This window comes from Nocardia sp. NPDC050406 (assembly GCF_044459025.1).
Taxonomy (GTDB): Bacteria; Actinomycetota; Actinomycetes; order Mycobacteriales; family Mycobacteriaceae; genus Nocardia.
On the sequence record NZ_JBITIM010000003.1, the window covers coordinates 1,053,184 to 1,066,187 of the forward strand.

The 13,004-nt window shown below is 68.6% G+C and carries 6 protein-coding genes and 1 pseudogene; 3 read left to right on the forward strand and 4 right to left on the reverse strand.

The features are described from left to right. Window positions 1-82 precede the first annotated feature (82 nt). From ACIBH2_RS28270 to ACIBH2_RS28280, 3 genes and pseudogenes are all read right to left on the reverse strand, one after another. Window positions 83-2,236, reverse strand: a complete 2,154-nt coding sequence (locus tag ACIBH2_RS28270) for a 3-hydroxyacyl-CoA dehydrogenase NAD-binding domain-containing protein (RefSeq protein WP_397122776.1) — start codon at window positions 2,234-2,236, stop codon at window positions 83-85. Between the two features lie 34 nt (window positions 2,237-2,270). Continuing rightward, window positions 2,271-3,482, reverse strand: a complete 1,212-nt coding sequence (locus tag ACIBH2_RS28275) for an acetyl-CoA C-acetyltransferase (protein ID WP_397122778.1) — start codon at window positions 3,480-3,482, stop codon at window positions 2,271-2,273. Window positions 3,483-5,529: 2,047 nt separating this feature from the next. Next, a pseudogene (locus ACIBH2_RS28280) lies at window positions 5,530-7,161 on the reverse strand (DNA polymerase III subunit gamma and tau); the annotation flags it as partial. A gap of 571 nt (window positions 7,162-7,732) precedes the next feature. On the opposite strand from ACIBH2_RS28280, the gene ACIBH2_RS28285 reads away from it, so the two are divergent. After that, window positions 7,733-8,611 carry a hypothetical protein gene (locus tag ACIBH2_RS28285; protein WP_397122780.1) on the forward strand — a complete coding sequence of 293 codons (879 nt, stop codon included), beginning with the start codon at window positions 7,733-7,735 and terminating at the stop codon, window positions 8,609-8,611. 107 nt (window positions 8,612-8,718) lie between these two features. Beyond that, window positions 8,719-10,023 (forward strand): ammonium transporter, encoded by a 1,305-nt coding sequence (locus ACIBH2_RS28290; protein WP_397122782.1) that lies wholly within the window; start codon window positions 8,719-8,721, stop codon window positions 10,021-10,023. A gap of 66 nt (window positions 10,024-10,089) precedes the next feature. On the opposite strand, the gene ACIBH2_RS28295 is transcribed toward ACIBH2_RS28290, so the two are convergent. Beyond that, window positions 10,090-11,040, reverse strand: coding sequence for a neutral zinc metallopeptidase (locus tag ACIBH2_RS28295; protein WP_397122784.1), 951 nt, complete (start codon window positions 11,038-11,040; stop codon window positions 10,090-10,092). Window positions 11,041-11,394: 354 nt separating this feature from the next. Here ACIBH2_RS28295 and ACIBH2_RS28300 point away from each other — a divergent pair, with 354 nt between their 5' ends. Further along, entirely contained in the window at window positions 11,395-12,999 is a 1,605-nt protein-coding gene (locus ACIBH2_RS28300; protein ID WP_397122786.1) for a DUF2207 family protein, read from the forward strand. Window positions 13,000-13,004: the final 5 nt, after the last annotated feature.

The window sequence follows — 13,004 nt, forward strand, 5'->3', positions numbered from 1 at the left end:
TTTCGCGGCCCGGGCCGGGACGTTCAGCCGTGCTGACACCGGTTCACACCGGGTCAGTGGCGCATATGCGCCCGCAAGGGGACTACTTGCGCAGCGAGGCCGGAACCTGGAAGCGGTCGCCGAACTTGGCAGCCAGCTCATCGGCGCGCGCCACGAAGCCCGCGGTGCCGCCCGGGTAGCCGACGATGAACTGGTGGGTGCCACCGGTCCAGGCCGGGAAGCCGATACCGAAGATCGAGCCGATATTGGCGTCGGCGGTGGTGGTCAGCACACCCTCGTCGAAGCACTTCTGGGTCTCGATGGCCTCGGCGAACAGCATGCGGTCCTTCAGGTCCTGGAGGGTGACGCCCTCCGGCAGCTCCCGCGAGGTCTTGAAGACCGTGCGCAGCTCGGACCAGATACCGGCGGTCTTGCCGTCCACGTAGTCGTAGAAGCCAGCGCCGCCCGCCTTGCCCTTGCGGTCGAACTCGCCCACCATCTTGTCCAGGATCGAGGCGGTCGCGCCCGAGGCGGCGTCGATCTCGCCACCGGCGGCCACGATGGCCTCGGCGGTCTCCTTGTAGATCTTCTGCATGGTGGTGAAGTTCAGCTCGTCCGACAGCTTCAGCGGAGCCGCCGGGTAGCCCGCCTGCAGACCGGCCTGCTCGATGGTCTGCGGGTCGATGCCCTCGGAGAGCATCATGATGGCCTCGTTGATGAACTTGCCGATGACGCGCGAGGTGTAGAAGCCACGCGAGTCGTTCACCACGATCGGGGTCTTGCGGATCGCGAGGGTGTAGTCGTACACGCGAGCCAGGGCCTCGTCGGAGGTCTTCTCGCCCTTGATGATCTCGACCAGCGGCATCTTGTCGACCGGCGAGAAGAAGTGGATGCCGATGAAGTCCTCGGCCCGCTTCACGCCATTGGCCAGCAGGGTGATGGGCAGGGTCGAGGTGTTCGAGCCGAGCAGCGCGTCGGCGTCGACGATGTCCTCGATCTCCTGGAAGACCTTGTTCTTCAGCTCCGGGTTCTCGAACACGGCCTCGATGACGAAGTCGACGCCCGCGAAATCCTTGGCATCGGCGGACGGGGTGATCCGGTCCAGCAGCGCCTTGGACTTCTCCTCGGTGGTCTTGCCACGCGAGAGGGCCTTCTCCTCGATCTTGACCGAGTAGTCCTTGCCCTTGTTGGCGGCCTCGATGGTGACGTCCTTGAGGACGACGTCGATGCCCGCCTTGGCGGTGACGTACGCGATGCCCGCGCCCATCATGCCCGCGCCGATGACGCCGACCTTCTTGATCTCACGCTTGGGCACGTCCTTGGGACGCGAACCGCCGTTGTTGATCGACTGCAGGTCGAAGAAGAACGCCTGGATCATGTTCTTGGCGACCGGGCCGGTCAGCAGCGAGACGAAGTAGCGCGACTCGATGAGCGAGGCGTTGTCGAAGTCGACCTGCGCGCCCTCGACCGCGGCGGCCATGATGGCCTGCGGGGCGGGCATGTTCTGGCCCTTGAGCTGCTTGCGCAGGTTGGCCGGGAACGCCGGGAGGTTGGCGGCCAGGGCCGGGGTGGACGGGGTGCCGCCGGGGATCTTGAAGCCCTTGACGTCCCAGGGCTGCACGCCCTTGTCCGGGTTGGCCTTGATCCACGCCTTGGCGGCGGGGACCAGCTCCTCGATGGAGCCCACGACCTCGTTGACCAGGCCGGTGGCCTTGGCCTTCTGGGCGTTGAACTCGTTGCCCTGCAACAGGACACCCATCAGGCCGTTGGCGATGCCCAGCATGCGGGTGATGCGGGTGACGCCGCCACCGGCGGGCAGCAGGCCCAGCTTCACCTCGGGCAGGCCGATCTTCAGGCCCTTCACGTCGGCGGCGATGCGGTAGTGGGTGGCCAGACAGATCTCCAGGCCGCCACCGAGGGCCGCGCCGTTGATGGCCGCGACGACCGGCTTGCCCAGCTGCTCGAGGCGACGCAGGTCGCTCTTGATGAAGGTGAGCTCCTCCATGATGGCGGCGGCGTCGTCCGGGCCGGTCTGCATCATGTTCTTGAGGTCGCCACCGGCGAAGAAGGTCTTCTTCGCGGAGGTGAGCACGACACCGGTGATGTCGTCCTTCTCGGCGACCAGGCGGTCCACGGTGGCCCGCATGGAGTCCTTGTAGAGCTGGTTCATGGTGTTGGCGCCCTGGTTGGGGTCGTCCATGGTCAGCACGACGATGCCGTCGGCGTCCTTCTCCCAGCCGATCATGTTCTCAGTCATTGTGTTTCGTTCTCCTGAAAAAAGTCAGTGGGCGTTAGACGCGCTCGATGATGGTGGCGACACCCATGCCGCCGCCGATGCAGAGGGTGACCAGCGCGTAGCGCGCGTTGCGGCGGTGCAGCTCGTCGACCATGGTGCCGGTGATCATGGCGCCGGTGGCGCCCAGCGGGTGGCCCATGGCGATCGCGCCACCGTTGACGTTCAGCTTCTCGTCCGGGATCTTCAGGTCCTTCTGGAACTTCAGAACGACGGAGGCGAAGGCCTCGTTGATCTCGAAGAGGTCGATGTCGTCGACCGTCAGACCGGCCTTGTCCAGCGCCTTGAAGGCGGCCGGGGTCGGACCGGTGAGCATGATGGTGGCGTCCGCGCCGGAGGTGGCGGTGGCCACGATGCGGGCGCGCGGGGTCAGGCCGGAGGCCTTACCGGCATCCTCGTTGCCGACCAGCACCAGGGCCGCGCCGTCGACGATGCCCGAGGAGTTGCCGCCGTGGTGCACGTGGTCGATCTTCTCGACGTAGGTGTAGCGCTGCATGGCGACGGCGTCGAAGCCGCCCATGTCGCCGATGCCCGCGAAGGCCGGGTTCAGCTTGGCCAGGTCGGCGGCGGTGGTGCCGGGGCGCATGTGCTCGTCGTTGTCCAGGACGGTCAGGCCGTTGAGGTCCTTGACCGGGACGACGGAGTTGGCGAAGTAGCCGTTCTTCCAGGCGTTGGCGGCCAGATCCTGCGAGCGGACGGCGTAGGCGTCCACGTCATCGCGGGTGAAGCCCTCGATGGTGGCGATCAGGTCGGCCGAGATGCCCTGCGGAACGATGTAGCTGTTGTAGCTGGTCTTCGGGTCCATGAACATGGCGCCGCCGTCGGAGCCCATCGGCACGCGGGACATGGACTCCACGCCACCGGCAATGACCAGGTCGTCGAAGCCCGAGCGCACCTTCTGGGCGGCCAGGTTGACGGCCTCGAGGCCCGAGGCGCAGAAGCGGTTGATCTGGATGCCGCCGACGGTGTCGGGCAGACCCGCGGTGAGGACGGTGGTGCGGGCGATATCCGCGCCCTGGTCGCCGACCGGGGAGACGACGCCGAGGATGATGTCCGAGATGCGGTCCTCGTCGAGGTTCGGGAACCGATTCCGCAGCTCCTCGACCAGACCGGTGGTCAGATCGATCGGCTTGACCGAATGCAGGGAGCCCTTCTTGTTACGGCCGCGCGGAGTGCGGATGGCCTCGTAAATGTAGGCCTCTGTGGTCATATCGGAGTTTTCCTCTCTTAAGGTGCACCGTCACCGCGTTGTGCGGGGCGGCCGCGGGTAACCTCGCCGACCGGCCGATCCGACCGACCGTCCTGACGCTGTACAAACAGCCCCACGAACCGGTTCGTTGACGCTCCGGTAACCCATATGCCTGGGCATACCTTAGAACTTCGCCGAACCGGAACTCACGGCCACCCGATCATAGTACCGCCGGATGCGAACTCCGGTTAACTTAATGCTCCTCACAGGGGGGCTGTCAACCCTCCATCGGGGTTGCGCCCAACTCCGCCTTCAACAGTTCCAAGGCCACCTCATCCGGGTCGCGACGATCTCCGGGCGCGACCGGCTGCGCCGCCGCCGCCAGCATCTCCCGCTCTTCCTCCTCCGTAGAAGCAGGTGGGACCCCGTCATAACCTACCGGCGAGTAGTCCGACGGCCCCGGATCGTCCGGGAGGTCGGGCCCGTCGGGCAGCGGAATATCGTCGTCAGGGGGTGTCGACGAGGATGCGGCCGAACCCTCCCGACTCCGCGTCTCCGAACCACCAGGGGACCCCCACCCCGCGGTATCGGCGGGCGCGGGAGCATCGACCACCGCCCCCTTGGCCTGGCTCGGCCGCGAGAACTTCGGCGGGGCCTTCTTGCCCCCGGCGGCTCCGGCACCGCCGCCCTTGCCCCGCCCGCCCGGTGCCGCCTGTGGTGCACCGCCGACCTCCCAGCGGACGTCATGGTCGCGCCCGAGCACCGCCCGCATGGTCGATCGCAGCGTCTCCACATTCGACGGCTCCGACAGTCGCTGCGCCAGCGCCTCATGTGGATGAGCGAGCACAACAGTGTTGCCCTCGACCCGCGCTACCGAGGCCGCCATGAGCAGAGCGGGCAACCTGGGCCCGAACTCGCGCGCACGGCCCTTGATATCCGCCCACGCCGCCTCGACCTCTTGCAGAACGGCTCCGGCGGGCGCGGCATCGGCGGCGGCCGGATCCGACTGGCCCGCATCGACTCCTGTTCCGGTTGACGCGGTCTCGGCGAGAGCGTCCTGATCGGACTCGACGCCCTCCGCCGACGCCGCTTGGCCCGGTACGGCTCCCGCGTGGTCACCCGCCGGGGCGAGCGCGTCAGCCGTGGTGCCGGTCGTCGTCGCGGCTTCCGCGATCGCGGGCGGCTCGCTGCCGGGGGCGGGCGCGGACTCCCGCGAGCTCTCGACCGCCGACCCCGCGGTAGGGGTCGATGCCTGGTTCTCGCCTGCGGCCGGTGCCACCGATTCCGCATCGGCGGCGGCGAAAATCTCCGGCTCCGCGGACATTTCGGGCTCGTCGCCAGGTACGGCCTCGCCGAGCCCGTCGTCGAGATCGGACTGGTCCACCGCTCCGGCGGAGATGGCGGTGGCCGCGTCGACGCTCAGCAGTTCGGCGGCATTCCCCGAAGCCGCCGCGCTCGCGGGCGAAGAATCACCTTCCGCCGCAACGTCGTTCACGCCCTCCGACGCGGGATCGAAAGCGAATCCGGTGGGGAAATCGGCCTCATCCGAGACCACATTTCCCGCGCCTTGGTCAGCTTCCGCAACCCCCTCAGCTCCGCGCTGACCGCGAGGACTCGGTGCAGCGGCGGAGGACGCTCCTGCCTGACCCTCAGCAGTGGCCGAGGGGCCAGTGGCCGACGGCACCGCGTGCTCGGGGGAACCGGACGGTCGCGGCGCACCGGAGGCAACGCCCACTGAGCCGGGGGCGGCTTCCGCAACCGCCTCGCCACTGCTCGAGCTACCGGATTTCTTTGTGGCGGTGGAAGATTCCGCGATCCGATCAGCTGGTGCCGCAGCGCGTTCCACGATCGGGGCGACATGCGCGACGGCTGGGGCCGAGCTCATCAGGTCGCGCAGGGCGGCGGCATCTTCCGACAGGACGGTGTTGATCGCGTCGCCGTTGTCCGGGGTGAGCGCGCCGAGGCGGGCGGCCCAGGTGGTGAGCTTCTCGGTCCACTGCGGTTCGGAGACCGCGCGGGCGCTGGCGTAGCCGACCAGCATGAGGAGGGTCTCGCGGGCCTTCTCGTAATCGGCCGCCGCCGAACTCGACTGCGTGCCAGCGGGATTCGCGGCGGGTGCGGCGGTGTCGGCGAGCGGCACGGCGGCGGCGGGGCCGCCCGAGACCGGGCCGAGTTCCGGATGGCGCACCGCGGCGGATTGCGACGCGGTCGCATCGCTTCCGGCGGAAGCGCCCGGCGTCGCCGTAGCGCCCGGGGCCGATGCGCCACCGCTGGGCGCGGCGGCCTGCGCCGAGGGGTTCGGGCGGTCCGCGCCAGCGGGCTCTCGCGTGGGCGCGTCACCCGTGGGCGGCGTCGCCCCGGAAGTCGTTGGTCCGCCGGTCTTCTCGGCCCGCAGAGCGGCCAGCGCCTCCGCGCCCCGGCGACGGGGTGTGCCCTGTGCGGCGCTGGAGGCGGAACCGCCAGCGGGCTGGGCGGCGGCCGACGCACCGGCCGGTGTCGAGCCCGCGCCGGAGTCCGAGGAGGTCGCGGCCGGGGGCAGGGCTCCGCCCGCGAGGCGGCGTTCGATGCGTTCCAGGCGTTGCAGGGCGGCGGATTCGGTGTCGGCGGCCGAAGGCAGCAGCATGCGGGCGGCGATGACCTCGAGCAGCAGGCGGGGGGCGGTCGCGCCGCGCATTTCGCCGAGGCCCTCGTGCAGGAGTTCGGCGTAGCGGGTGAGGGTGGCGGGCCCGATCCGGTCGGCCTGGGCGCGCATGCGGTCGAGGACGTCGCCGGGGCCCGCTACCAGGCCGCGGTCGATGGCGTCGGGAACGGCCCGCATGAGGATGAGGTCGCGCAGCCGCTCGAGCAGGTCGGTGGCGAAGCGGCGAGGGTCGTGGCCGGATTCGACGACGCGGTCGATGACGCCGAACAGGGCCGCGCCGTCGTCGTCGGCGAGGGCCTCGACGGCATCGTCGATGAGGGCGATATCGGTGACGCCCAGCAGCGAGACCGCGCGCGGGTAGGTGACGCCCTCGGGTCCGGCACCGGCGAGCAGCTGGTCGAGCACGCTGAGGCTGTCGCGGGGGGAACCGCCGCCCGCGCGAATCACCAAGGGGTAGACCGCTTCCTCGACCTGGACGCCTTCCTGGTCGCAGATCTTGCCGAGCAGTCCGCGCATGGTGGCGGGCGGCAGCAGGCGGAACGGGTAGTGGTGGGTGCGCGACCGAATGGTGGGCAGCACCTTGTCGGGTTCGGTGGTGGCGAAGACGAAGATGAGGTGCGCGGGCGGCTCCTCCACGATCTTCAGCAGCGCGTTGAAGCCCGCGGTGGTCACCATGTGCGCCTCGTCCACGATGAAGACGCGGTAGCGCGATTCGGCGGGCGCGTAGAAGGCCCGGTCGCGCAGTTCGCGGGTGTCGTCGACGCCGCCGTGGCTCGCGGCGTCGAGTTCGATCACGTCGAGGTTGCCCGGCCCGCCCGGCCCCAGCGCCACGCACGACGAGCACACCCCGCACGGTGTGGAGGTCGGCCCCTCCACACAGTTCAGCGAGCGGGCGAGAATGCGCGCCGACGAGGTCTTGCCGCAGCCGCGGGGACCCGAGAACAGATACGCATGACTGATCCGACCGGTGTCGAGCGCGGTACTGAGCGGATCGGTGACGTGCTCCTGCCCCACCACTTCAGCGAACGTTGCCGGTCGATACTTCCGGTACAAGGCCACGGCCCACAGGCTACTGGCTCCCCCCGACACGGCCCGCCCCGCTCCGGCGGTTCGCGACGGGCCGAACCGGCGATTCCGCCCGCACCCCGTGCCGCTCGCACGCCCGCGACCCGCACTCGATCGGGCATTTCGAACACACTCGACGCCGCTTCACATTCCACCGCACGCGCCTATCCGAGCCCCGCCGTAAAGCCTCCGACGCGCCGACTTGGGAATACCGAATTCGAGCCAGAGAAACGTGATGTGAATCACATGCGAACCGGGCGTCCCGTTCGCATGCGGCCCACCGAAGACCAGTGCGGGAAGATCATTCAGCAAATTCTCAGCACGAGCGCGGGCGACCTTTTCCCGGATAACGCTGAGGTGCATGATCACCATCTTCAGACCTGTGCCCGGTTTCAACTCCGCATTGCGGACATAACGATCCAGTGAACCAATGCGGCAAGATCGCAATTGCTTGGCTACCGTGGACCTCGGCAACTTCGGTAGCCAAACCTTCATCAGGTTGGTGTCCCCGGCCGGTCCCTCATCCCGACCGGGGCGCAACCAAATCTCCCGGAGGAACGTGCCCGTGCCGTCGCATGACGACATCGCCGCCGCCTGGCTTTCCGGTACCGAATTCGCCGGTAATCGCACTGCGGCCGATCTGCTCAGCCGCGCCATCAGCCCGCAGGACTTCGCCCTGAACCGCGACTGCCTGCCGGTCACCGCCGCCGCCGATCCGGTGACCGCCGCGGCGATTCTGGAACTGCTGCATCGCGGCCAGGTGCCGACCATGCCCGCCATTCACACCCTCATCGCGCAGAACGAAATGCGCCGCGAGGCCGAGCGCATCGAACGACTCGGCCGCCGCGCGCAGCGCAGTATCGACGATTTCGGGCGGGTCATCGCGAAACTCACCGACGAATACTGGACCGCGCACGGCACCGGCCCCACCCGCCGCGACATTCTGTTGTCCGAACCGGTGGTCGCGCTTATTCGGGAACGCGTCGGCGAGATTCCGCCGACCGCCATCAAACATCTGTGGCTGATCGAGCGCGCCCAGCGCGCGGGCTGGATCGCCTACAACGATTCCCCCGGATCGCTGTGCGCCGGAAGGCGTTTCCATTCCGCCAAATTCGGAAATCGGGTTTCACTGCGCCCGGTGAATGTGATCGGCACGCTGGTGGCGGCGTATCTGCGCGATCAGCTCGCCGAGCACGACCGTCCGCCGCGCTGGTCGGTCATGGCCCATGAACTGCGCGACGACCGCGGCCGCCGGGTGTTCAACGACACCGCCGACGCGCGCACGCAGCAGCGCTGGCTCACCACCGCGGAATGGATGGTGCTGCGCGACGACGGCCTGCCGCTGCCCGGTCCGCGCGGTATGCGGGCGCTGAACAAGAAAAGCCGTCGGGCCGCGCCGACGCCCGAAAAACGGCCTTCCGGCGTCGGTGTGAGCATTTCTTAACACGCCGTGCACAATCCGTAACACGCGGTCCATCTTCGTAACAGCGCGGAAACGTGAGCTTTCGGTAACTTCCCAGAAACGCGATTCGCGTGGAAGGAGTTACCCCCGTGCCACCCACTCTCGACGCCGCGGCCACGTCCTGGCTGCTCGCCAGCACGGCCCTGGTTCTGCTCATGACGCCCGGCCTGGCGATCTTCTACGGCGGCATGGTGCGCTCCAGCGGTGTGCTCAACATGCTGATGATGAGCTTCATCTCCATTCCGCTGGTCACCGTGGTGTGGCTGCTGGTGGGGTACAGCCTGGCGTTCGGACCGGACGCGGGCGGCGGGCTCGTCGGCAATCTGGAGCACCTCGGCCTGTCGGGTATCGACCCGACGACCGTGCGGGTGACCGATGCGACGGCCAATACCGGCATTCCGGATCTGCTCTTCGTCACCTTCCAGTTGACCTTCGCGATTCTCACCGTGGCCCTGGTCAGCGGCGCGATCGCGGACCGCGCCAAATTCTCGGCGTGGATGCTCTTCGTGCCGGTGTGGGCGACGCTGGTGTACGCGCCCATCGCGCACTGGGTGTGGAATGCGGACGGCTGGCTGGCCAAGTTCGGCGCACTGGATTACGCGGGCGGGCTGGTCGTCGAGATCGCCTCGGGCGCTTCGGCTTTGGCGCTGGCGCTGGTGCTCGGCCCGCGCGTCGGGTTCAAGGTCGAGGCCATGCGGCCGCACAATCTGCCGTTCGTGCTGCTGGGCGCGGGCCTGCTGTGGTTCGGCTGGTTCGGCTTCAATGCCGGTTCGGCGCTGGCCGCCAATGGCACCGCCGCGGCGGTCTTCCTGAACACCCTCGTCGCGGGCTGTCTCGGCATGCTGGGCTGGCTCGTGGTGGAGCAGGTGCGCGACGGGCGGCCGACCACCTTCGGCGCGGCCTCCGGCGTGGTGGCGGGCCTGGTGGCCATCACCCCCTCGTGTGGCTACGTGAACACCCTGGGCGCACTGCTCGTGGGTCTGGTCGCCGGTGTGGTGTGTTCGTTCGCGGTGGGCTGGAAGTTCAAGGCGGGCTACGACGATTCGCTCGATGTGGTGGGCGTGCACTTCGTCGGCGGTGTGGTCGGCACGGCGCTCATCGGCCTGCTGGCCACCCAGGTCATGACCGGCGAGGGCGGCAAGGAGGGCCTGTTCTACGGCGGCGGGCTCGGTCAGCTGGGCAAGCAGACGGTCGGCATTCTGGCCGTCGCGGCCTGGGCCTTCGCCATCTCGTTCCTGATCGGCAAGGTCATCGACAAGACCATCGGCTTCCGGGTGAGCCGGGAGGACGAGGTCGGCGGTATCGACTTCGCGCTGCACGCCGAGACCGCGTACGCCGAGGGCGTGCACGGCCATGCGGGGCGGCGCATCAATGAGGGGCCGTTCGGGCACTGAGTCCGAACGGCGAGCGAACACGGCCGGGGCGGTGCGTCGAAAGACGTACCGCCCCGGCCGTTCTCGTCAGTTCACCTTGCTGGCGGGCGCGGTGAAGGTATTGCACTGGGCGGTGCGGTTCTCGTCGTAGCCGACCTCCCACCAGGCTCCGCCATTGGCGGTGGTGCCGTGATCGCGCATATCGCCCGGGCCGTCGCCGCGATGGTAGGCGTCGGTCCGGGCGATCTCGATCTGGTTGGCGCTGAGCGAGCCGCCGCCCTTGCTCGACGCCAGGTACATGCCGTCGAAGCAGTTGGCCTGCAATTCGGTTCGGCGGGAGAGCTCGAGCCCGGTATCGGTGCGGGCTCCGGCCTCGCGGCGCTGGGCGTGCACCTTGCCGAGGATGCCGGATTGCGCCTGGACGTGATGGCCGTACTCGTGGGCGAAGACCGACAGGTAGACGACCCAGTTGTCTTGGAAGACATCGGTCTGGAGCTGGCTGATCGGCATGTAGATGGTCTTGTCGGCCGAACAGTAGAAGGCGGCGAAATCGGTGCTGTTGCCGGTGCACAGGGTGGTGATGCCGGTGGTGCTCGCCGAGACATTCACCTTGGGCGGTTCGAAAGGCAGGTTGATATCGGTGAATACGGGTTTCCACGCCGCCTCCAGGCAGGTGGCGGCGGATTCGAAGAACTTGCGGGCGGTCTCCACCCGCGTGCTCCACGGGGAGTAGTCGCACTGTGCCGGAATGAGGGTGGCGTCGTCATCGGTGACCAGTGGGTTGCCCGCGGTCTCGGCGACGCCGAGCGTGCCGGGATCGTCGTCGTAGCCGGTGGTGACCCGATCGCCGGATCCCAAGGCGTCCAGTCCGGTTCGCAGCGCGCTGCGCAGCAGCGCGCCGGTCACCACGATCACGATGATGAGCAGCAGCGCGCCCCAGCGGAAGCGGCGGCGCGGCGGCGGGGCGGGAATCGCGGTGGGGCCGTACGGGGTTTGCGGCGGTACCGGCGGACGCTGCTGTGGCGGTGTGTAACCCACCGGGGGCAGGGGCGTGGCGACCGGTATACCGCGCGGCGGGGCGTGTGGGCCGGAGTGCTGACCGTAGCCGGGTCTCGCCCCGTAGCCGGGCGGTGGCGGAAAGCCTTGACGCTGTGGATAACCCGGACCACCAGGCTGTGGATAACCCTGTGCCGGAGGTTGTGGATAACCGGGGCCCGGACGCGGACCGGACGGTACGGGGCGACGGCCGGGCGGCGGCGGAACGGGCCGCCCACCAGGCGAAATGGGACCCTGCCCGTACGGTGGTCGAGTCATTCCCCCGAACCCCCTCGTCACCTCGATATCACCGACAGCCGCTGAGGAAGGATAGCAAGCTGTCTAAAGTACCCTTCCATGCAGATTTTTCGGGGGGGCGTTGTCGTCACGCTGCTCGCCCTGGTGGGCCTGCTCGCTCCGGCCGCCGCCCAAGCCCAGCCCGAGGTCGACGGGGTCCGCATCGTCGCGGAGGTGAATCTCGGTGACGACGGGTTGCTGCGCGTCACCGAGACGGTGACGGTGCCCGAGGGCGAGGAGTTCCGGCAGGTGCTGCCGTTGCGCGTCCAGGTCAGCCCGGATGTGCAGCGCAAATTCCAAGTGACGGACGTGGAGTCGGCCGGAGCCGGGGAGGCCGGGGTCGCCGACGACCGGTTCACCATTACCGCGCGACCCGGGGAATCCACGTTCAAGTACACGGTGCACAACACGGTCAGCAATGCGACCGGGGCGCAAGTGTTCCATTGGACCGGTGTGCTCAACACCGATGTGGCCTCCATCGAGGCGACGGTGAGCAGTCCGGATTTCCGGATGGGCGTGACCAAGTGCACCATCGGCCCGCCCGGACAGCCACAGGACTGCGCCGATATTCGGGTCGAGCCCGATGGTTTCGCGCATCTGTCCAAGGTGGGTCTGCGCAAGGGTGACGTCATCGACGTGACCCTCCAACTCCCGCCGGGGACGGTGGCGGCGAATGCCGATATCGACGATGCCAATGCGCCCGGGCCGTTCTCGATCACCGGTCCGGTGCTGGCGGCCTTCCTGGCGCTGCTGATCGGCCTGGCCGGTGCGGCGGGCTATGTGGTGTGGGCGCGGCGCAAGGAGACCCCGGGCGGTCACGACGTCCTCGATCCGCTGGTGCGCGAGGGTGATCGGATGCTGTTCACCTCGCCCGACGGTGTGCTGCCGGGTACCGCCGGACTGCTCATCGACGGCTATGTGGACCCGCGCGACCTGGCCGCGACCGTGGTGGATCTGACCGTGCGCCGCTATTTCTGGGTCTCCGCGATCAGCGATTCGGATTGGCGCATCTCGCGGCTGCACGCCGCCGACGACCAGTTGACCTCGCACGAGCGCGCGGTGTATTCCGCACTGCTGCCCGGTGATACGAATTCGGTGCTGCTGTCGGAGCTGCGCGGGCGGGTGGACGCGGCGGCGGTGCGCAAGGCCCTGGTCGCCGATGCGGTCGAGCAGGGTGTCTTCGTGGACCGCACCGCGCGCGGCCCCGAATTCTGGCTGGGCGTGGGACTTGTCGCGGTCGGCGTCATCGCCGCGTTCGCCCTGGCCTTCGGCCCCGGGCACGCCCTGGTCGGCGTAGCCATCGCCCTCGGTGGCGCGGCGGCGCTGCTGCTCCCCCGCTACCTACCCTCGCGCACCACGGCCGGGCGGGAGCTCACCGAGCGCGTGCGGGCCATGCAGCGCGGGTTGGATGCCATTACCCGCGAACAGATTCCGGCCCCGGATCAGGAGTTGGTCTTCTCCCGCGCGCTGCCCTTCGCGGTGGCGTCACGGCGCACCGACCACTGGATTCGGGCCTTCCGCGATCTGCACCCGGGGTCGGATGGGCAGCCGGGGCTGTATTGGTTCGGCGGTTTCGACCGCGACCGTGATCTGTACCAATTCGCCAGCCATTTCCCGTATTTCATTACGGCACTGGAGGGCCTGTTCACACCGGGTAAGTACTAGCGCTC